Below are 20,119 nucleotides of genomic sequence, written 5' to 3' on the forward strand. Positions count from 1 at the left end.
GGGTCATGAGGCATGCGTGGCCTCCTTCGTCCCGGTCATGGTCTCAGCCTTCTCGCCACGGCACGACGCGCGGGCCCGGTCAGTCCCGTGTCCAGGGCAGGGTGAGCGCGCGGCCCTGGGCGCGGCCCGCCTCGGCGGCGGGGCGGCGGGTAGCCGGGTCGAGGGCGTTGTCGCCGATCGCCGCGGCGGACGCCTCGTCGGGAGCGACGACCACGACCTCGGCACCCCCCGCGCGCAGCTCCGCCACGGACCGCTCCAGCGGCCGCTCGCTGGGGAAGGGCTCGGTGGCACCCAGCGGCACCAGCACCAGCACCCGGTCGGCACCGGCGGCGAGGTCGGCGTTGGCGACGGACCGCACCCCGCCGTCCACGTACCGGCGCCCGCCGATCGTCACCGGCGGCCACACGCCCGGCACGGCGCAGCTCGCGGCGACCGCGTCGACCAGCGGGACGCCCGAGGCCCGGTCGAAGACCCGCGGCTCACCGCTCTCCGCGTCCACCGCGACGATCTTCAACGGCCGCTCCGGCCACCCGTGGGACGGCAGCCGGGACTCGATCACCGCGCGGCGCTCCGCCTCGGAGACCGTCCGCGCGTCCAGGGCCACCCGCCCGACCGCGCGCCGCAACTCCCTCATGGACGCGGCCGATTCCACGGCCGCGCCGATCTCCGCCGCGAACTTCTCCAGGTCCATCTCGGCCATGATCTCGGCGGCCTGGAGGGCGGGATCCACCTGCCGGGCGTACAACTCCTCCAGCCCCAGCCCGCTGCCCACCTGCGCCGCCACGGTGGACCCGGCGGAGGTCCCCACGAGCAGCCCGGCGCCGGTCACGTCCCGCCCGGCCTCGGCGAGCCCCGTCAGCACCCCGGTGATCCAGGCGATCCCACCCACACCCCCGCCGCCCAGCACCAACGCCCCGCCCATGTCCGCCCCTTCCGGAGAGCCAGTCCTCGATCCACGGGTACGACACCACAGCCGGCGGCGGAGGGACAACCGCGGGCCATCGCGGACAGACGTTGTCCGCGACGGGCGTTAGCGTGCGCCCATGACCCAGAGCAGCGGTGAGCAGAGCAGCGTCCGGAGCGGTTCGGGAAGCGCCCCGGTGATGGACGTCCGTGCGCTGAACCGCGCCACCCTCGCCCGGCAGCTCCTGCTGAGCCGGTCCGCGCGGTCGGCCGGGGACGCGGTGAGTCATCTCCTCGGGCTCCAGGCGCAGAACACCAGACCCCCGTACTACGCCCTCGCCGCCCGGCTGGACGGTTTCACGCCGGAGCGGTTGGCCACGCTCATGGCCGGCCGGGACGTGGCCCGGATCGTCACGCTGCGCTCCACGATCCACACCCACACCGCCGACGACTGCTTTGCCCTGCGGCCCTTCGTCCAGCCGGCCCGCGACCGGGAGCTGGGGAACTTCCGCACGGGGCTGACCGGCGTCGACCTGGGCCGGCTCGCGGCCGTCGCCCGGGACCTGGTGGAGGCCGAGCCGCGGACCATGGCCCAGTTGCGCGCGGCGCTCGGCGCCGAGTGGCCGGACGCCGACCCGCGGGCCCTCGCCGTCGCGGCCCGCTGCACGCTCCCGCTCGTCCAGGTGACCCCGCGCGGTCTGTGGGACCAGAGCGGCCAGGTCGCCCTCACCACCGTCGAGCACTGGCTGGGCCGCCCCGCCGGACCCGCGCCCACGCCGGACGCCGTGATCCTGCGCTATCTGGCGGCCTTCGGTCCCGCCTCCGTGCGGGACATGCAGACCTGGGCCGGGCTCACCCGCCTCAAGCCCGCCTTCGAGCGCCTGCGCCCCCGGCTGCTGACCTTCCGTGACCCGGACGGTGTCGAACTCTTCGACCTCCCCGACGCCCCGCGCCCCGACCCGGCCACCCCCGCACCGCCCCGCTTCCTGCCCGAGTTCGACAACCTGCTGCTCGGCCACGCCGACCGCACCCGTGTCGTACCGCCCGCGCACCGCGGCCGGCACTGGCAGGGCAACCAGGCCCACCGGGTGCTGCTGGTCGACGGTTTCCTGGCCGGTCTGTGGAAGCTCGACGGCGGCGCCCTCGTCATCGAGACCTTCGCCGGGCTGAGCAGGGCGCGGCGGGAGGAGGTGACCGCGGAGGGGGAGCGGATGCTCGCGGTCATGCACCCGGGCGCCGCGTACGACATCCGGTTCGGGGACGTCGTACGGCGGTGAGGGCGGCCGTCGACGCGACCGGAGCGGTGGAGAGGGGGCGTTGCGGGCCGCTCGTGGTGGCCCGCAACGCCCCCCGGCCGTCACCCGAGCGGTGCTCGGGAAATCTTCCGGGTCACGAGTTGACCTGCGCGGTCACCAGGTTCGAGAAGGTGGTCAGCCGGGTGTAGACACCCGGGTAACCGGCCTCCGCGCACCCCTCGCCCCAGGAAGTGATCCCTGCCAGGACGCCCCCGATGAGCAGGGGACCGCCGCTGTCGCCCTGGCAGGTGTCAACGCCGCCGGACGTGTATCCGGCGCAGACCATGTCGGACTGGACGAAGTCCGAACCGTAGGAGGAGCGGCAGCTGGAGTCGGACACGACCGGGACGGTCGCGGTCCGCAACTGGTTGGAGGAGCCGCCGTTCTCCGAGGTGGTCCCCCAGCCGAGGATGCGGGCGGTGGTGCCGGCCGCGTACACGCCCGTCTGGGAGGAGGAGACGTACTTCGCCGTGGTGTACGGCATCGACGTCGAGAGGGTCAGCACGGCCACGTCGTCGCCGTTGGTGGCGTCCGTGTAGTCCGGGTTGATCCAGATGTTGCTGACCCGGCTCACCGTGCCGTTGGTGCCGTTGAGGTAGGTCCGGCCGCCGACCACGCGGACGCTGCTCGTGGTCTCGCCGACCATGCAGTGCGCGGCCGTCACCACCTTCCTGGGCGCCACCAGGGTGCCGCCGCAGAACTGGTTCTGGGACGCGTCCGTGATCTGCATCATGAACGGGTACGCGGTCGTCGTGGTGGTCGTACCGCCGACGATGGGCTGAGGCGCGGCGCTCGCCGTGGGGGAGGCGAGCAGCGCGGACGCCGCCGCGGCGGCGGTGGCCACCACGGTCGCGGCGGTCTTTCTTGCACGTGTGAGCCCGAACATGAGTCTCCTCAGTGGGGTTGCACCGGTGGGGGGTCGCGCGGGTCTGTGTGGGGGGTTTGCATGGGGGTCGCGGGACCGACCCCCATGTGCCCGGGCGAGCGGCACGCCCATTACGCTAGGACCCGGCACCCTCGGCTCCCAATGAGGGAACCCCCTAGGGGGTTGGGTGAGGGAAAACCCTCGGTCCGGTTCAGTTAACAAGAGCACCGCTCAGGGCGCGCGGTGACCTGCCGCCAATCGGACGATGTCCACCCGCGAGCGGATCCCCAGCTTGCGGTAGACCCGTGTCAGGGTCGCCTCCACCGTCTTCACGCTGATGAACAGCCGGGCCGCGATCTCCCGGTTGGTGGCGCCTTCCATGACGAGCGCGGCGACCTGACGCTCCATCGCGGCCAGCGCGTGCAGCGCGGCCGGCGCCTCCGGCACGGCCGGTGCCGGTTCCGGACCGTCGGCGGCCGGGGATTCGTCCACTTGGCGCAGCCAGGGCAGCGCCCGGCAGCGCCGGAACATCCGGGTGGCCTCGTCGAACACCGCGGGTGACGGCCCTGGGCCGCCCCGCAGCCGGGCCAGCGCGAACGCGGCCCGCGCCTCCTCCAGGCCGTAGCCGAGCTTGCCGAGCCGGTCCTGAGCGGACGTCAGCTGGGCGAGCGCGGCCTCCAGGTCGCCCCGGGCGGCGCGCACCAGCGCCTCGGACCGGTCGAGCACGGCGAGGACGCTCTCCCGGCCGAGCCGCAGCGCGTGTTCCCGGCTGACGTCGATGACGTCCTGCGCCTCGGCCACTTCACCGATCCGGACCAGCGCCTCGGCGAGGTCGCCCTGCCAGCGGCCCCGGGCCGGGTCGGTGATGCCGAGGCCCAGCTCCAGGGTGCGCACCCGGCGCAGCGAGCGCACGGTGCCCGCCGGGTCCCCGGCCACGAGCTGGGCGTACCCGAGGGCGCCCAGCGCGCGGGACAGGTACATCTGGTCGCCGTCCTCCTCGGCGTGGTCCACCGCCTCCCGGGCGAGGGCCAGGGCGCGGTCCACATCGCCGCCGGAGGCCTCGGCGAGCGAGGTGAGCATCGCCGAGGCGGTCTCGCCGATCCCGGAGTCCCGGGCGAGCCGCAGGCTGTCGCGGGCCAGTTCCAGGGCACGTCCGCAGTGCCCGGCGCGCAGCTCGGTCTCGGCGAGGCCGCGCAGGAAGTGCACCTCGCTCTCCACCGAGCCGCGCCGGCGCACCTCGCGCAGCAGCGCGGTGACGGTGGTCCGGGCCTCGGCCAGCTGGTCGCCCATGACCAGCCAGCGGAACCGGGCGCTGCCCGCGCCGTTGTGATGCCACGCCACCCGGGGGTCCTGGGGTTCCTTCAGGGCCCGCTTGATGGTGCGGGGCGCCTCCGGATGGCCCATCAGGGTCTCGGTCTGCGCCTGGAAGGCGAGGGAGAGCAGCTCGGTGCGCCGGTCCGCACCGCGGGCGGCCAGCTCGGCGGCGTGCGCGGCGGCCTGCCGGGCCTCGGTGAAGTCGCCCTCCACGATCAGCGCGCGCCAGGCCAGCTGGTAGTGGACCAGGGCGAGCAGCCGGGGGTCGTCGCCGGCGTCGGCGAGGGCCTGCGGGAAGACGGCGTCGACCTCGGCCATGGTGTGGCCGGCGGTGTCGATGACGATCATCCAGGCCCGCACCCGGTCGGCGGGCACGGTCGCCCGGGCCAGCACCTCCCGGGCGATGTCCCGGGCCAGGTCGACCTCGCCGGCGGTGATCGCGTCCTCGGCGGCCGTCAGCCGGCGTTCCTCCGGGCTGGGGGTGCCGTCGGCCGGGGTGTGCCGGGCGGCGAGCAGCCCCAGCTGGGCGGCGACCGAGGGCGCTCCGCGGTCCCGGGCGAGGGCGGCGGCCTCGGCGAGCCGGGCGGCGACCTCCGGGTCGGTTCCGGTGGTGGCGAGCGCCAGGTGCCGGGCCCGTTCGATCGGGTCGGAGGCGGCGGTGGACAGCGCCGCGTGCGCGGCCCGCCGTTCGTGGGCGGGCGCCTCCGCGTACAGCGCGGCGGATATCAGCGGGTGCGCGAACCGTACGGCCGGGGCGTCCGGCTCGGTGGCCAGCAGCCCGAGTTCGGCGGCCTGGGCGCACTCGGCCTCGGCGTTCTCCCGGCCGGCCGCGTGCAGCAGGGCCGGGGTGGGGCGGGCGCCGGCACTGGCCACCAGCAGGGTGCGGCGGGCCTCCACCGAGAGCATGTCCAGACGGCTGAGCACGAGGGCGCGCAGCGAGGTCGGCACGGGCAGCGGCTCGCCCGGCCGGGGCGGGGTGGGGCTGTCGGCGAGGGCGCGGCCCAGCTCCAGGGCGAAGAGCGGGTTGCCGCCGCTGGTGCGGTGGATCTCGCGGACGGTGGAGCGGGACAGGCAGCCGTGGCCGCGGTGGTCGAGCAGTTCGGCGACCTGGGTGCGGGAGAGCGGGCCCAGCCGGACCGCTAGGGTGCCCGGCGGGCAGGCGCGCAGGTGGCGGTCGTACTCCTGGCTCTGCCGGCCCTCGGTGCGGACCGCGCACAGCAGTTGCACCGGGGTGCCCTCCAGGCGCCGGGCGGCGAAGCCGAGGAGTTCCGCGCTGGCCGGGTCCAGCCACTGGAGGTCGTCGGCGACGACCAGGACGGGGCCGTGGGCGGCGAGGGCGCGCAGCGCGGACAGCACGGCCAGGCGCAGGGCGAGTCCGTCCCGCTGGAGGCTGGACTCGCCGCGGCCGGTGAGCGCCGACTCCAGGGCGGTGCGCTGGGCGGCGGGCAGTCGTGGGGAGACCTCGTCGAGCACCAGGCCGAGGAGGTCGGCGAGGGCGAGGAAGGGGAGGTGGGATTCGGACTCGGTCGCCGAGCAGCGCAAGACCGTGCGCGCGGTGGCGCCGTATTCCTCGGCCAATGCCCGCAGGACGGTGGATTTCCCTATTCCGGCGGGGCCGTGGAGCAGCACACTGCCCCCGGAGGCGAGTTGCTCACGCGCGGACGCGAACAGCTCCTCGCGACCGATGACCAGGTCGGGGCGGCACCTGGCAGGCTCCTGGAAGTCCCGTCGCACGGTCACCGCTCCCCTCGTGTGTCGTGTCCGGACCAAATTCTAGGCAACGATCCTTGAAATTCGGACGGAAGCCCTGGTGAGGGAAATAACAAACGGTCAAGCAGAGGGAAATTCAAAGTTGCGCCGGCTGAATGGTCAGGTTTCCCAACCGACGGGTTTCATGACCGTCAGGTTTCCTGGCCGGCCTCGGGCTACGGCAGCAGTCCCGCCCTGCGCGCCGCGGTCACCGCCTCCCCTCGTGTGTGCGCGCCCAGCTTCCGCATCGCCGAACGCAGATACCCCTTGACCGTCTCCGGGCCGATGCCCAGCCGCTCGGCCACCGCCGCGTTGGTGGCCCCCGCCGCCACCCAGGACAGCACGTCCACCTCGCGTGGCGCCAGGGTCACGCCCCCGGCTCGCGGCGGCGCCGTCAGCAGCCCGCACGCGGCCAGCAGTTCGGCCCGCAGCCGCGGATCGGCGATCCGGGGGGCCAGCGCCCGCAGCGCCGCGTGCGCCTCGCGCACCTGTTCCCACACGGCACCGTCGTCGGGGCCGGTCCGCTCGGGCCGGGCCGCCGCCAGCAACTCCCGCGCCTCGTCCCGCACCACCAGCGTCTGCTCCACGTCCCGCGCCACCGCCACCGCCGCGTCCAGTGTGCGGTCACCGAGCGGCCGGGCCGAGCGCAGCGCTCCGTACAGCACCCCGCGCACCCGGCGGCGCACCACCACCGGCACGGCGAGCACCGCGCGGATGCCCTCGGCGGCCACCGGTACGTCGTACTCGTGGCTGATCTGCCGTGAGCTGGAGTAGTCGGTCACCGCGCACGGCCGGGCCAGCGCCACCGCCTTGCCACCGAGCCCGCTGCCGGAGGTCACCGCGAGCGAGCGCAGCGCGGCCGTGGTCGTGCCGCTCAGCTCGCTGATCCGGATCTGCGGCCGGCCGGACTCCACCAGGCCACCGAAGGCCACGGGGAGTCCCGTCGCCCGCCGCAGCCGGGCCAGCGCGCCACCGATCTCCACCGCCCCCACCGCGTCCGCCGTCACCGTTCGCCCTTTCGGCCGCCCACACCCCCGTTCGGGGGTAGTGAGACCCGCATCACGGATTAGACGATGCCAGAGAGCCGCCCGGCAATGGTCCGGAGCATAGGAGGAGAACCGATGACGACGGCGACGGAGATGTTCCGCAGGGCACGGGACTTCCTGCTGGAACACCGAGAGGACTACGCCACCGCCTACGAGGGCTTCCGCTGGCCCCGGCCCGAGCACTTCAACTGGGCGCTGGACTGGTTCGACGAGATCGCCGACGGCAACGACCGCACAGCGCTGCACATCGTCGAGGAGGACGGCACCGAGACCCGGCTCTCCTTCGCGGAGCTGTCCGAACGGTCGAACCGGGTGGCCCGGTGGCTGCGCGAGCGCGGGGTCGCCGCCGAGGACCGCGTCCTCGTCATGCTCGGCAACCAGGCCGAGCTCTGGGAGACCGCGCTGGCCGCGATGAAGCTGCGCGCGGTCGTCATCCCGGCCACCCCGCTGCTCGGCCCGGCCGACCTCGCCGACCGGGTGGAGCGGGGGCGGGTGAAACACGTCGTCGTCCGGGCGGAGGACACCGCCAAGTTCGCCGACGTGCCCGGCGCCTACACCCGGATCTCCGTCGGCGGCCTGCCGGAGGAGGGCTGGGAGCCGTACGAGGACGCCTACGCGGCCCCCGCCGACTTCGTCCCGGACGGCCCGACGCTGGCCGACGACCCGCTGATGCTTTACTTCACCTCCGGGACGACCGCCCGCCCCAAGCTGGTCGAGCACACCCACACCTCGTACCCCATCGGGCACCTCGCCACCATGTACTGGATCGGCCTCAAGCCCGGCGACGTCCACCTGAACATCTCCTCGCCCGGCTGGGCCAAGCACGCCTGGTCCAATCTCTTCGCGCCGTGGAACGCGGAGGCGACCGTCTTCGTCTTCAACTACACCCGCTTCGACGCGGCCCGGCTGATGGCCGAGATGGACCGCGCCGGCGTCACCACCTTCTGCGCCCCGCCGACCGTGTGGCGGATGCTCATCCAGGCCGACCTCGGGCAGCTGCGCACCCCGCCCCGCGAGGTCGTGGCCGCCGGCGAGCCGCTCAACCCGGAGGTCATCGAGCAGGTCCGGCGCGCCTGGGGGGTGACCGTCCGGGACGGCTTCGGGCAGACCGAGACGGCCGTGCAGGTCTCCAACAGCCCCGGCCAGCCGCTGAAGACCGGTTCCATGGGCCGCCCCAGCCCCGGCTTCCGGGTGGAACTCCTGGACCCGGTCTCCGGCGCGCCCGGCGCGACCGAGGGCGAGATCGCGCTCGACCTCGCCGAGCGACCGGTCGGCCTGATGACCGGCTACCACGGCGACCCGGACCGCACGGCGGAGGCCATGGCGGGCGGCTACTACCGCACCGGGGACATCGCCACCAGGGACGAGGAGGGATACCTCACCTACATCGGGCGCAGCGACGACGTCTTCAAGGCCTCCGACTACAAGGTGAGCCCGTTCGAGCTGGAGAGCGCCCTGCTGGAGCACGAGGCGGTGGCCGAGGCGGCCGTCGTCCCCGCCCCGGACGCACTGCGGCTCGCGGTGCCCAAGGCGTACGTCGTCCTCGCCGAGGGCTGGGAGCCCGGCCCGGACACCGCGAAGGTCATCTTCGAGCACTCCCGTGACGTGCTCGCGCCCTACAAACGCATCCGCCGGCTGGAGTTCGGCGCGCTGCCCAAGACCGTCTCCGGCAAGATCCGCCGGATCGAGCTGCGCGAGGCCACGGCGGCCGGCTCTCAGAACGAGTACCGCGAGGAGGACTTCCGGTGACATCGTCGCTGTCGTACACGCACGGGACGAGCCCCACCGTCCTGCTCGGCGACACCATCGGCGCCAACCTGGACCGGGCCGTGGCGACCTGGCCGGACCGCGAGGCCCTGGTCGACGTGCCGTCCGGGCGGCGCTGGACCTACGCGGAATTCGGGGCGGCCGTCGAGGAGTTGGCACAGGCCCTGGTGGTCAGTGGCGTCACCAAGGGCGACCGGGTGGGCATCTGGGCGGTCAACTGCCCGGAGTGGGTGCTGGTGCAGTACGCCACCGCACGCGTCGGCGCGATCATGGTCAACATCAACCCGGCCTACCGCACCCACGAGGCCGAGTACGTCCTCAGGCAGTCGGGCGTCTCGCTGCTGGTGGCCTCCCTCAGCCACAGGACGAGCGACTACCGGGCGATGGCCGAGCAAGTGCGCGGACGCTGCCCCGAGTTGCGCGAGATCGTGTACATCGGCGACCCGAGCTGGGACGAACTGCTCCGACGGGCGACGCCCGACGTGTCCTACGAGGAGCTGTCCTGCGACGACCCCATCAACATCCAGTACACCTCGGGCACGACCGGCTTCCCGAAGGGCGCCACCCTCTCCCACCACAACATCCTCAACAACGGCTACTTCGTGGGGGAGTCGATCGCCTACAGCGAGCAGGACCGCATCTGCATCCCGGTCCCCTTCTACCACTGCTTCGGCATGGTGATGGGCAACCTGGCGGCCACCTCGCACGGCGCCTGCATGGTCATACCGGCGCCGTCCTTCGACCCGGCGGCCACGCTGGAGGCGGTGCAGCGGGAGCGGTGCACGTCGCTGTACGGCGTCCCGACCATGTTCATCGCGGAGCTGAACCTCCCCGGCTTCGCCTCCTACGACCTCTCCACCCTGCGCACCGGCATCATGGCGGGTTCCCCGTGCCCGGTGGAGGTGATGAAGCGGGTGGTGGCCGAGATGCACATGGAGCAGGTCTCCATCTGCTACGGCATGACGGAGACGTCCCCGGTGTCGTTGCAGACACGGATCGAGGACGATCTGGAGCACCGCACCGCCACCGTCGGCCGGGTCCTGCCCCACCTGGAGGTCAAGGTCGTCGACCCGGCCACCGGGATCACCCGGCCCCGGGGCACGGCGGGGGAGTTGTGCACGCGCGGCTACAGCGTGATGCTCGGCTACTGGAACGAGCCGGAGAAGACGGCCGAGGCCGTCGACGCGGGCCGCTGGATGCACACCGGGGACCTGGCGGTGATGCGCGAGGACGGGTACGTCGAGATCGTCGGCCGGATCAAGGACATGATCATCCGGGGTGGCGAGAACATCTACCCGCGCGAGATCGAGGAGTTCCTGTACGCCCACCCCAAGATCCGCGACGTCCAGGTCGTCGGGGTGCCGCACGAGCGGTACGGCGAGGAGGTCCTCGCCTGTGTCATCCCGAGCGATCCCGCCGACCCGCTCACGCTGGAGGAGCTGCGGGACTTCTGCGCGGGGCGGCTCGCGCACTACAAGGTCCCCAGCAGGCTCCAGCTCCTCGACACCTTCCCGATGACGGTGTCCGGGAAGATCCGGAAGGTGGAGCTGCGGGACACGTACGGGGTGTGATCCCGGGTGTGAAACGGCCGGGAACGAGCATGCGGTGAATGTTCCACGGCGGTCCCCGGGCGAGCGCACGGTCGGCGGCGCGCTCGGCCCGGGGGCCGTCGGGTGGGCGGCTTCAGATCCGTCACGTCGCCCCGGCCCGGGTGCGACTCACATGGGCGGGGCCGGCCGACAGGAGTACGTGCAGGGCCGTACCGCGAGAGGAGAGAAGGTCAGGCCTGTCCGTCGCGTGCCCTCGTACCCCGTTCCGGAGCGCCCCTGGTGTGCAGGGTGTCGGCGGGGTCGTTCACCGGCTGCGGGACCCCCGCGAGGTCGAGCACGAACAGCGGGATGCCGAGGGCGTCCGCGCCGGCCCGGGCGGCGTCGGTGTAGCCCGCGAGGGAGAAGTACACGCACTCGGCGGACTCGGTCATCGCCGTCAGCCACAGGCACTCCACGTCCCTCGGCCCGGCCGGCCGCGCGGTCGGGTCCACCTGGGCGAGCAGCCCGCGGGTGGCGAGCCCGACGCCGTTCGGGGGCCGCTGGTCCGCCCGGCGGATGTCCCGGTAGCCGAGCCAGCGGAGATACAGCGCGGCGGTGGTGACGGTGTCCCGGGCGGTACGGATGGGGCGGGGCTGGAAGGGGGGCCGGTGACCGGACGAGCGGTGGACCGCGGCCGGGCCCGGAGCGCCGGCGGGTTCCCCTGCACCACGCGGTTCCCGTGCGCCGGCGGGTTCCGTCGAGCCGGACGGCCCCCGCGCGCCCTCGGGTGTGTGCGCGCCGGCGGGTCCGGGCGGGCTCGTGGGTTCCTGTGGGTCCGTCGGGGCCTGGACGTCGGCAGGGCCCCGCGTCCCCGGTGATTCCCACGCCCCGGCAGGGCCCCGCGTCCCCGGTGATTCCCACGCCCCGGCCGGTCCCTGTGCCCCCGCCGTCGGCTCCGCCGCCCGCACCCCCGTCACCGGGATGCGCAGGACCGTGCCGCACGGGCAGCCCAGTTCCGGGTGGGGCCAGTGGCCCAGGCGCCCGCAGGCGGCGCACGACACGGTGAGCCACTCGTCGTCCCAGGCGCGGTGCGCCGCCACGGCCGGTTCGGCCGCCGGATCCAGCCGGGGCGCGGTCGGTGCCCCGCACGCGCAGGGATACGCCGGCGCGGTGTAGACGTGGGCGCGCCGGCAGGCCGGGCAACGCACGGGAACGCTCTCGGACATGGCCCACTCCAAGGCCTCGCGTCGGGACGGCGCTCCCATGGTGCCCCTCTCCGGCCGCTCCTGTCCGGCGCTTGCCGGTGTCCGGACCACTCTTGACGACCTTGCCCCACCCCCTTACATTGCTTCCAGATAGTAGAAGTAGATTTCCGTTATGCGGAAAACATGGGTGCTCACCGCGGGGCGCGACGGGAGTACGCATCCGACAGCCGAAGCAGGAGTACTCGATGGCTCGTATGACCGCTGCCCGCGCGGCAGTTGAGATCCTCAAGCGCGAGGGCGTCACCGACGCCTTCGGTGTGCCGGGCGCGGCGATCAACCCGTTCTACAAGGCCCTCAAGGAGGGCGGCGGCATCAACCACACCCTCGCCCGCCACGTCGAGGGCGCCTCGCACATGGCCGAGGGCTACACCCGGACCGCACCGGGCAACATCGGTGTCTGCATCGGAACCTCCGGCCCGGCCGGCACCGACATGATCACCGGCCTGTACTCGGCCATCGGTGACTCGATCCCGATCCTGTGCATCACGGGCCAGGCGCCCACCAACGTGATCCACAAGGAGGACTTCCAGGCCGTCGACATCGCCTCGATCGCGGGGCCCGTGACGAAGATGGCGGTGACCGTCCTGGAGGCCGCGCAGGTCCCCGGTGTCTTCCAGCAGGCGTTCCACCTGATGCGCTCCGGCCGCCCCGGCCCCGTCCTGATCGACCTGCCGATCGACGTCCAGCTCACCCAGATCGAGTTCGACCCGGAGACCTACGAGCCGCTGCCCGTCTACAAGCCGGCCGCGACCCGGCCCCAGATCGAGAAGGCCATCACCTTTCTTCTGGAGTCGGAGCGCCCCGTCATCGTCGCCGGCGGCGGTGTCATCGGCGCCGACGCCACCGACCTGCTCGTGGAGTTCGCCGAGCTGACCCGGACCCCGGTCATCCCGACCCTGATGGGCTGGGGGGCGCTGCCCGACGACCACGAGCTGAACGCCGGCATGGTCGGGGTGCAGACCTCGCACCGCTACGGCAACGCCACCTTCCTGGCCTCCGACTTCGTCCTCGGCATCGGCAACCGCTGGGCCAACCGCCACACCGGCTACAAGCTCGACGTCTACCGCGGTGACCGCACGTTCGTCCACGTCGACATCGAGCCCACCCAGATCGGCAGGATCTTCCCGCCGGACTACGGGGTCGTCTCCGACGCCAAGGCCGCGCTGGAGCTCTTCGTCGAGGTGGCGAAGGAGCTGAAGGCCGAAGGCAGGCTCCCCGACCGCTCCGACTGGGTCGCCGCCACCCAGGAGCGCAAGGCCACGCTGCTGCGCCGTACGCACTTCGACAACGTGCCGATGAAGCCGCAGCGCGTGTACGAGGAGATGAACAGGGCCTTCGGCCCGGACACCCGGTACGTCACCACGATCGGCCTCTCCCAGATCGCCGGCGCGCAGATGCTGCACGTCTACAAGCCGCGCCACTGGATCAACTGCGGCCAGGCGGGCCCGCTCGGCTGGACCATCCCGGCGGCGATCGGCGTCGCCAAGGCCGACCCGGACTCCCCGGTCGTCGCGCTCTCCGGCGACTACGACTTCCAGTTCCTGATCGAGGAGCTGGCGGTCGCCGCGCAGCACAGGATCCCGTACGTCCACGTGCTGGTGAACAACGCCTACCTGGGCCTGATCCGGCAGGCGCAGCTCGGCCTGGACATCGACTTCCAGGTCAACCTGGAGTTCGAGAACATCAACACGCCCGAGATCGGGGTCTACGGCGTCGACCACGTCAAGGTCGCCGAGGGGCTGGGCTGCAAGGCGATCCGGGTCACCGAGCCCGACCAGCTCGGCGCCGCCTTCGAGCAGGCGAAGAAGCTGGCCGCCGAGTACCGGGTGCCGGTCGTCGTCGAGGCGATCCTGGAGCGGATCACCAACATCTCGATGAGCCGCACCATGGACATCAGCGACATCACCGAGTTCGAGGAGCTGGCCACCGAGCCCGGCCACGCGCCGACGTCCGTCAAGCCGCTGAAGGTCTGACCCGTCGCACCCGCCGTGCGAGGGAGGGGCGACCCGTCATCCGGACGGGCCGCCCCTTCCGTCGTACGCGCGCCCGCCCGGCCCTCAGTCGGATCCGCCGCCCCCGCCGCACCCGCCCCCGTAGTCGTGGCCCCCGTGGTCGTGCCCGCCGTACCCACCGCCACCGCCGTCCCAGCCGCCGTAGCCGGCCTCGTCCCCCACGACGTACCGGAAGGCGGTGCCCCGGCCGAACGGGAAGCGGCCCTCGTCCGCGAGCGCGCCCCGGCCGGTGAGCCCCGCTTCCCGGGCGAAACGCGGTGCGAGGACGGTCAGGGCCCGGCCGCCGTACAGCGCGACGGCGAGCAGCACCTCGTCCTCCGGCAGACCGTCCCGCCCCTCGGGCAGCGGACGGCGCTCGCGGAGGTCGGCCAGCAGACGGCGGGCGGCACGGGTGCGGCCGGGCGGCAGCACCCGCAGCAGTCCCTCCGCCGCCAGCTCGGCCCGCATCCGGGCGAGGGCCCGCCGGACCACCGCGCGGGCGGGCAGCTCCCGAGGGCCGGCGGGCCGGTAGAGGGCGGTACGGACGGCCTTCTCCAGCGGATACCGGAAGGTCCCGGCGTCGCCGGTCGCGGTCTTGCGTAGCGTGCCCGGCCGGCCCGCCTCGACCGCACCGCGCAGATGCATCCCGAGCACGGCCACGGTGAGAGCGGCGCGGTCACCCCCGCGCAGCAGCGCGACCGCGCAAGGGTCCGGCGGATTCGACGTCGTGCGGCTCATCAGACACCCCCGTACGGGGCCCGTCGCCCCCGTGCCGACGGGCCCCGTGTGCCGTTAATGTGCCCTGGCGCCGGGGTGGTTGAAGCCTCCGCCGCGGTCTTCAGAGGTTGATTTGAGGGTTGCGCACCCGGTCTACGACCGCTGCCGTACGCGCCGCCGTCACCACTCGTGCTCCGACAGCCCCGGCCAGTCGTCCGGGCCGCCTCCCTGCCATTCGATCAGGTCGCTCTGCTCCACCTCGATCCGGTCCAGATCGGCCAGCCGCAGGATCTCCACGACGTCGTCGAGATGTGAGGCGATCCCCAGCGTCACGTCCCCCTCGGTCACCCGCCGGGAACCGTCCAGGGCCGGGGGGTGGACCACGATGTGCGGGTAGTGGGTCGGATTGGCCATGCCTTCAGCCTGCGGCGCGGGAACCGGATCTGCACGCCGGGACGGTGACTGTCGGTGGCGGCCCCCACACTGTCGTCCATGCGCGTGAGAAGCGACATGGTGCTGGAGCGGCAGCCGGGGCAGGTGCGCGCGGTGGCCGCAGCCGACGCCGTGCGGTCGGCGGCGGACGCGGTCCTCACCTAGATGGGCAGCGGCAGCCACGGCAGACGCAGACAGGGCAAGGAACTCGTCAGGCGGGCGATGCACCAGTGGCTGGTCGCCGCGGGCGAGGCGTACCTGAGGGATCATCCCGGAGGTTCGTCGGCGAGGCCGCGCGGCGCCGGCTGGTGCCGGGGGACGAGAGGTGGACATCCCGCTCAGCCGTGTCCGTGACGAGTTCGGCATCGAGACCCGGCGAGCCGGCGCGCTGGTGCTCGTCGGTCACCCCGGGCTGCACCCCGGCGTACCGGAATCCGAGGTGAACGAGGCCCTGCGGACCTTCAACCCGCACGTCACCCGGTTCGAGGTGCTCACCTGCAAAGAGCTGCTGGACAACGCCGAACGCTCCCTCGCCGGGGGACACGACCCCGGTGCGGGGAGCGCTTGGTAGCCGTCCGACGGCGCGAGGCTGGGCGCGACAGGTCGTTCGCGCCGCCGGACGGGGTGGGTGGGCCCCCCGGGAGGGGCCGGGTGGGACCGCGGTGGGTGCGACGGAGCCGGGTGCCCTTCCCTCTGGTCGAGAAGGGGACGCGGGTCCTTCACCACCGCACTGGCTCGCAGGCCACCGCGGTCCTCGCCCAGCCCGCGCGCTCCGCCCGGCGGCCACCCCTCATCCGGGCCGCCCGGCGTGCCGCGCGGACCGCGTGCGAAATCATGACCTCCCGTCAGATTCCGTACGCAGTTCGCGGGTTCCCGGTGCTCAGTCCTCGCGCAGGGCGCGGACCGCCTCCTCCACGCGCTTGCCGTACTCGGGGTCGGCGGCGTGGAAGTGGGCCAGGTTCTTCTCGATCACGTCGTCGCGGGAGACCTGCGAGAGGCCGCCGGCGATGTTCGCGACCAGGCGGGACTTCTCCTCCGCCGACATCAGCCGGTACAGCTCGCCGGCCTGGAAGAAGTCGTCGTCCTTGGTGTGCAGCGGCGCCTCGTGGGTGCCCGTGTGGCCCGAGACCGCCAGCGGGGCCGAGAGGGGGCGGCCGGTCTCGACCGGGCCGTCGTAGGAGTTCGGCTCGTAGTTCTTGGCGTGGCGGCCCTGTGCGTTGAGCGCCATGAAGCCGTCCCGGCCGTAGTTCCGCGCGCCGCCGGGGACCGCCTTCGGGGCGTTCACAGGGAGCAGGGTGTGGTTGACGCCGAGGCGGTAGCGGTGGGCGTCGGCGTAGGCGAACAGGCGGCCCTGGAGCATCTTGTCCGGGGACGGGCCGATGCCGGGCACGAAGTTGTTCGGGGAGAACGCGGCCTGCTCGACCTCGGCGAACACGTTGTCCGGGTTGCGGTCGAGGACCAGGCGGCCCACCCGCCGGAGCGGGTAGTCCCGGTGCGGCCACACCTTGGTCAGGTCGAACGGGTTGAAGCGGTAGTCCGCCGCCTCGGCCGCCGGCATGATCTGCACGTACAGCGTCCAGGACGGGTGCACGCCCCGCTCGATCGCCTGGAGCAGGTCGGTCTGGTGGGAGGCGGGGTCCTTGCCGGCCAGCTCCTGCGCCTGCTCGGCGGACAGGCAGCGGATGCCCTGGTTCGTCTTGAAGTGGTACTTGACGAAGAAGGCCTCGCCCTCGGCGCTCGTCCACTGGTAGGTGTGCGAGCCGTAGCCGTTCATGTGCCGGTACGACGCCGGGATGCCGCGATCGCCCATCAGCCAGGTCACCTGGTGCGTGGCCTCGGGGGAGTGCGCCCAGAAGTCCCAGACGTTGTCCGGCTCCTGCCTGCCCGTGAACGGGTCCCGCTTCTGCGAGTGGATGAAGTCGGGGAACTTGATCGGGTCCTTGATGAAGAACACGGGGGTGTTGTTGCCGACGAGGTCGTAGTTGCCCTCCTCGGTGTAGAACTTCACCGCGAAACCGCGCGGGTCGCGGACGGCGTCCGCGCCGCCGAGCGAGTCGGCCACGGTCGAGAAGCGCACGAACACCTCGGTGCGCCTGCCGATCTCGCCGAGGAAGGCGGCGTGGGTGTAGCCGGTGACGTCGTCCGTCACCTCGAAGTGGCCGTACGCGCCGGAGCCACGGGCGTGCACCACACGCTCCGGGATCCGCTCCCGGTTGAAGCGCGCGAGCTTCTCCAGCAGGTGCTGGTCCTGGATCAGGAGCGGGCCGCCGACGCCGGCGGAGGCGGAGTTCTGGTTGTCGGCGACCGGGGCGCCGGACTCGGTGGTGAGCACGCGCTGCGACATCGTGGACCTTCCGTGCGGGTGTCAGCGGAAACCTGTTTCCGCTTCGTGGAGCCTAGAAGTGGGGCGATCTGGGCGTCAACAGTTTGTTGAACTGAAGCGGTGGCATGGTGAAGGTGATTCCGGGCCGCGGCGCCGCCTGGGCGCGACAGGACAGGTGTCGGCGGCGCCACGGCCCGGAAGTCTGCGAGGGGCCGTCAGGCCTGGGCGCCGGACAGGCGCTCCACGGCCCGCAGCAGGGCCGAGTGGTCCAGGCCGCCGTCACCCTGGGCGCGCAGCGAGGCGACGAGCTGGGCGACCACGGCGCCGACCGGCAGGGCCGCGCCGACGGTGCGGGCGGCGTCGGTGACGATGCCCATGTCCTTGTGGTGCAGGTCGATGCGGAAGCCCGGCCTGAAGTCGCGGTTCAGGAAGTTGTCCTTCTTGCGCGTCAGCACGGTGGAGCCGGCGAGGCCGCCGCCCAGGACGTCCAGCGCGGCCTTCAGGTCCACGCCCGACTTCTCCAGGAAGACCACGGCCTCCGCGCACGCCTGGATGTTGACGGCGACGATGAGCTGGTTGGCCGCCTTCACGGTCTGGCCGGAGCCGTGCGGACCGCACAGCACGATGGTCTTGCCGAGCACCTCGAAGACCGGCCTCGCCTCGTCGAAGTCGGCCTGCTCACCCCCGACCATGATCGACAGTACGGCCTCGACGGCGCCGGCCTCACCGCCGGAGACGGGCGCGTCCAGGACGCGGATGCCCTTCTCCTTCGCGTTCTGCGCGAGGTCGACGGAGGTCTGCGGGGTGATCGAGGACATGTCGATCAGCAGGGCGCCCCGCCGGGCGTTCTCCAGGATGCCGTCCGGGCCGTAGGCGATGGCCTCGACCTGGGGGGAGGCGGGCACCATCGTGATCACCACGTCGGCATCCCGTACGGCCTCGGCTATCGAGGCGGCGGCCGTACCGCCGGCGGCGGCCAGCCGGTCCAGCTTCTCCCGCTCCAGGGTGTAGCCGGTGACGTCGTAACCCGCCTTGATCAGGTTCTCGGACATGGGGGAGCCCATGATGCCGAGGCCGATCCAGGCGATCTTGGGAAGACTCATCGGGGGTGCCTTTCTCAGTGCGGGGTGGTCAGCGGGCCGCGCGGGCCTGGACGGGCAGCCAGTCGAAGGCCTCGGCGCTCGGGCGGTCGCCCGGCTTGTACTCAAGGCCGACCCAGCCGTCGTAACCGGCCTTCCTCAGCCGGCCGAGCAGGTCCTCCAGCGGGAGCGAACCCGTTCCGGGGGCGCCGCGGCCGGGGTTGTCGGCGATCTGCACGTGCCCGGTCCTCGCGGTGTACCGCTCGATGACCGAGGGCAGGTCCTCGCCGTTCATGGACAGGTGGTAGAGGTCCATCAGGAACTTCGCGTTCCCGAGGCCCGTCGCCTCGTTGACCCTGTCCACGACCGCGATGGCCGCGGGCGCGCTCACCAGCGGGTACAGCGGTGACTCGGGCTTGTTGAGGGCCTCGACCAGCAGGATGGCGCCGATCCGGTCGGCCGCCCGGGCCGCGAGGGTGAGGTTCTCCAGGGCGAGCGCGTCCTGCTCGGCCGGGTCCACGCCCTCGACGCGGTTGCCGTACAGCGCGTTGAGGGCCGTGCAGCCGAGGGAGGCCGCGAAGCCGGCGGCGACGTCGATGTTGGCGCGGAACCTCTCCGACTCCTCGCCGGGGACCGACAGGGCGCCGCGGTCCGGGCCCGGGAGCCGGCCGGCGTAGAAGTTCAGGCCGGTGAGCCGGACCCCCGCGTCCTCGATCGCCCTCCGCAGGGCGTCCAGCTCGGACCGCGCGGGGGTGGGGGAGTCGATCCAGGGCCACCACAGCTCGACCGCGGAGAAGCCCGCCGCGGCGGCGGCCGCGGGACGCTCCAGGAGCGGGAGCTCGGTGAAGAGGATCGACAGGTTGACGTTGAAGCGCTGGTCTGCGGCGGTGCTCCACTCGAAACCTGGCATTCGGGCCGCGCTCCCTTCCGTGGGCTAAGATTCCGTATTACGGAAGTTGATTTCTGCGTAATGGAAGATTGCCGCCGGGTGTCGGAGCTTGTCAAGGGGGGTCGGTCGCCGGCCGCCCGAAAAGCCGCGCCGGGCGTTAGGTTGAGCGCGTGCGATTGAGAGTGGAGTTCACGACCGAACCCTTCGACCTGGACGAGGCGCCCGCGCACGCCCTGGTGGCGCGCGAGGTCATCGAGACGGCCGAGCTGGACGCCGTCGACGTCGGCCCGTTCGGCAACACGGCGGAGGGCGGCGCCAATCGCGTGCTCACCGCCGTGGACGCGCTGCTGCGCAAGACCCTGGAGGCCGGCGCCACCCGGGTCTCGCTCCAGGTCAACGTGATCGACGGCGTGAACGGCGACGGGACCGCGGAGGGCGGCAGGTGACCGGGGACGAGCCGTTCATCGCGGCCGTGAAGCCACTGGTCGACGCCATGGGCGGGGAGATGCTGCCACCCGACGAGGCCGGCCCCGAGGACGTCGTGCTCGCCTGGGAGGGCGTCGACGTCGTCGCCGTGCGCCTGCCCCAGCTCGCCGACTCCCTCGACCACATCCTCGCCGTCATGGAGCGCAGGCAGGGCCGGCCGCTGGCCGATCTGGACCGCAAGGCCAAGCAGGAACTCGTCCGCAGCCTGGAGGCGCGCGGCGCGTTCGCCGTGCGGCACGGCGTGGAGACCGTGGCCGGCGCGCTCGGCGTCAGCCGGTTCACGGTCTACAACTACCTCAACCGGGAGAAGGGTTCCTGACCGGGCCGGAAGCGGGGGCCGCCGTGCCGTCCGGGCCCGGCCCGGCTTGTTACGCGGAATTTTCAACAAAGTGTTGACGTGATGTTTCCGAGGGCGTTAGCTATCGGCAGCCCGATCAGCACGACGGCCCATCGTGGCCACGGAGGCTCC

General features: G+C 72.7%; 17 protein-coding genes. 7 read left to right on the plus strand and 10 right to left on the minus strand.

The annotated features are described in order from the left end of the window. Positions 1-79: 79 nt before the first annotated feature. Entirely contained in the window at positions 80-922 is an 843-nt protein-coding gene (locus C3492_RS11915) for a patatin-like phospholipase family protein (RefSeq protein WP_103811714.1), read from the minus strand. A gap of 121 nt (positions 923-1,043) precedes the next feature. On the opposite strand from C3492_RS11915, the gene C3492_RS11920 reads away from it, so the two are divergent. Continuing rightward, on the plus strand, positions 1,044-2,180 hold the full coding sequence (locus C3492_RS11920) for a winged helix DNA-binding domain-containing protein (RefSeq protein WP_103811715.1): 1,137 nt from the start codon (positions 1,044-1,046) through the stop codon (positions 2,178-2,180). Between the two features lie 112 nt (positions 2,181-2,292). Here C3492_RS11920 and C3492_RS11925 read toward each other — a convergent pair whose 3' ends face one another. The 3 genes from C3492_RS11925 to C3492_RS11935 form a co-directional block, all read right to left on the minus strand. Beyond that, a complete protein-coding gene (locus C3492_RS11925; RefSeq protein WP_103811716.1) occupies positions 2,293-3,084 on the minus strand; it encodes a trypsin-like serine protease in 792 nt (263 codons plus the stop codon). 210 nt (positions 3,085-3,294) lie between these two features. Then, positions 3,295-6,117 carry an AAA family ATPase gene (locus C3492_RS11930; RefSeq protein WP_103811717.1) on the minus strand — a complete coding sequence of 941 codons (2,823 nt, stop codon included), beginning with the start codon at positions 6,115-6,117 and terminating at the stop codon, positions 3,295-3,297. A 185-nt stretch (positions 6,118-6,302) separates the two neighbouring features. After that, a complete protein-coding gene (locus tag C3492_RS11935) occupies positions 6,303-7,133 on the minus strand; it encodes a response regulator transcription factor (protein WP_103811718.1) in 831 nt (276 codons plus the stop codon). Positions 7,134-7,247: 114 nt separating this feature from the next. Between C3492_RS11935 and C3492_RS11940 the strand changes: the two genes are divergently transcribed. Both C3492_RS11940 and C3492_RS11945 read left to right on the plus strand, forming a co-directional pair. Then, the gene (locus C3492_RS11940; RefSeq protein WP_103811719.1) at positions 7,248-8,921 is read left to right on the plus strand and encodes an AMP-binding protein; all 1,674 of its coding nucleotides are present in this window, start codon (positions 7,248-7,250) and stop codon (positions 8,919-8,921) included. Then, positions 8,918-10,510, plus strand: a complete 1,593-nt coding sequence (locus C3492_RS11945) for an AMP-binding protein (protein ID WP_103811720.1) — start codon at positions 8,918-8,920, stop codon at positions 10,508-10,510. The genes C3492_RS11940 and C3492_RS11945 overlap by 4 nt, the downstream gene beginning before the upstream one ends. 209 nt (positions 10,511-10,719) lie before the next feature. Here C3492_RS11945 and C3492_RS11950 read toward each other — a convergent pair whose 3' ends face one another. Continuing rightward, positions 10,720-11,568, minus strand: coding sequence for a hypothetical protein (locus tag C3492_RS11950; RefSeq protein WP_308461142.1), 849 nt, complete (start codon positions 11,566-11,568; stop codon positions 10,720-10,722). Positions 11,569-11,918: 350 nt separating this feature from the next. Here C3492_RS11950 and gcl point away from each other — a divergent pair, with 350 nt between their 5' ends. Beyond that, entirely contained in the window at positions 11,919-13,706 is a 1,788-nt protein-coding gene (gcl, locus tag C3492_RS11955; RefSeq protein ID WP_103811722.1) for a glyoxylate carboligase, read from the plus strand. 84 nt (positions 13,707-13,790) lie between these two features. On the opposite strand, the gene C3492_RS11960 is transcribed toward gcl, so the two are convergent. Both C3492_RS11960 and C3492_RS11965 read right to left on the minus strand, forming a co-directional pair. Then, the gene (locus C3492_RS11960; RefSeq protein WP_103811723.1) at positions 13,791-14,462 is read right to left on the minus strand and encodes a TIGR04222 domain-containing membrane protein; all 672 of its coding nucleotides are present in this window, start codon (positions 14,460-14,462) and stop codon (positions 13,791-13,793) included. A gap of 159 nt (positions 14,463-14,621) precedes the next feature. Then, complete coding sequence (locus tag C3492_RS11965) at positions 14,622-14,855, minus strand: hypothetical protein (protein ID WP_103811724.1); 234 nt, start codon at positions 14,853-14,855, stop codon at positions 14,622-14,624. 343 nt (positions 14,856-15,198) lie between these two features. Between C3492_RS11965 and C3492_RS45640 the strand changes: the two genes are divergently transcribed. Next, a complete protein-coding gene (locus tag C3492_RS45640) occupies positions 15,199-15,444 on the plus strand; it encodes a hypothetical protein (protein WP_258055638.1) in 246 nt (81 codons plus the stop codon). Positions 15,445-15,753: 309 nt separating this feature from the next. On the opposite strand, the gene C3492_RS11975 is transcribed toward C3492_RS45640, so the two are convergent. From C3492_RS11975 to C3492_RS11985, 3 genes are all read right to left on the minus strand, one after another. After that, positions 15,754-17,217 carry a catalase gene (locus tag C3492_RS11975; protein WP_103811725.1) on the minus strand — a complete coding sequence of 488 codons (1,464 nt, stop codon included), beginning with the start codon at positions 17,215-17,217 and terminating at the stop codon, positions 15,754-15,756. 194 nt (positions 17,218-17,411) lie between these two features. Continuing rightward, positions 17,412-18,299 carry a 2-hydroxy-3-oxopropionate reductase gene (locus tag C3492_RS11980; protein ID WP_103811726.1) on the minus strand — a complete coding sequence of 296 codons (888 nt, stop codon included), beginning with the start codon at positions 18,297-18,299 and terminating at the stop codon, positions 17,412-17,414. 28 nt (positions 18,300-18,327) lie between these two features. Continuing rightward, positions 18,328-19,185: a TIM barrel protein gene (locus C3492_RS11985; RefSeq protein ID WP_103811727.1), complete on the minus strand. Its 858-nt coding sequence runs from the start codon at positions 19,183-19,185 to the stop codon at positions 18,328-18,330. A gap of 149 nt (positions 19,186-19,334) precedes the next feature. Here C3492_RS11985 and C3492_RS11990 point away from each other — a divergent pair, with 149 nt between their 5' ends. Both C3492_RS11990 and C3492_RS11995 read left to right on the plus strand, forming a co-directional pair. Beyond that, positions 19,335-19,610, plus strand: a complete 276-nt coding sequence (locus C3492_RS11990) for a hypothetical protein (RefSeq protein WP_181140327.1) — start codon at positions 19,335-19,337, stop codon at positions 19,608-19,610. Positions 19,611-19,657: 47 nt separating this feature from the next. Then, complete coding sequence (locus C3492_RS11995) at positions 19,658-19,969, plus strand: helix-turn-helix domain-containing protein (protein ID WP_181140334.1); 312 nt, start codon at positions 19,658-19,660, stop codon at positions 19,967-19,969. Positions 19,970-20,119 lie beyond the last annotated feature (150 nt).

Origin of the sequence: Streptomyces sp. Ru62 (assembly GCF_002920615.1) — a bacterium.
Classification (GTDB): Bacteria; Actinomycetota; Actinomycetes; order Streptomycetales; family Streptomycetaceae; genus Streptomyces.

Coding starts and splice junctions, on each gene's coding strand:
- C3492_RS11915 (WP_103811714.1), bottom strand. CDS start 922: ATGGGCGGGGCGTTGGTGCTGGGCGGCGGGGGTGTGGGTGGGATCGCC.
- C3492_RS11975 (WP_103811725.1), bottom strand. CDS start 17,217: ATGTCGCAGCGCGTGCTCACCACCGAGTCCGGCGCCCCGGTCGCCGAC.
- C3492_RS11995 (WP_181140334.1), top strand. CDS start 19,658: ATGGGCGGGGAGATGCTGCCACCCGACGAGGCCGGCCCCGAGGACGTC.
- C3492_RS11965 (WP_103811724.1), bottom strand. CDS start 14,855: ATGGCCAATCCGACCCACTACCCGCACATCGTGGTCCACCCCCCGGCC.
- C3492_RS11940 (WP_103811719.1), top strand. CDS start 7,248: ATGACGACGGCGACGGAGATGTTCCGCAGGGCACGGGACTTCCTGCTG.
- C3492_RS11985 (WP_103811727.1), bottom strand. CDS start 19,185: ATGCCAGGTTTCGAGTGGAGCACCGCCGCAGACCAGCGCTTCAACGTC.
- C3492_RS11925 (WP_103811716.1), bottom strand. CDS start 3,084: ATGTTCGGGCTCACACGTGCAAGAAAGACCGCCGCGACCGTGGTGGCC.
- C3492_RS11920 (WP_103811715.1), top strand. CDS start 1,044: ATGACCCAGAGCAGCGGTGAGCAGAGCAGCGTCCGGAGCGGTTCGGGA.
- gcl (WP_103811722.1), top strand. CDS start 11,919: ATGGCTCGTATGACCGCTGCCCGCGCGGCAGTTGAGATCCTCAAGCGC.
- C3492_RS11980 (WP_103811726.1), bottom strand. CDS start 18,299: ATGAGTCTTCCCAAGATCGCCTGGATCGGCCTCGGCATCATGGGCTCC.
- C3492_RS11960 (WP_103811723.1), bottom strand. CDS start 14,462: ATGAGCCGCACGACGTCGAATCCGCCGGACCCTTGCGCGGTCGCGCTG.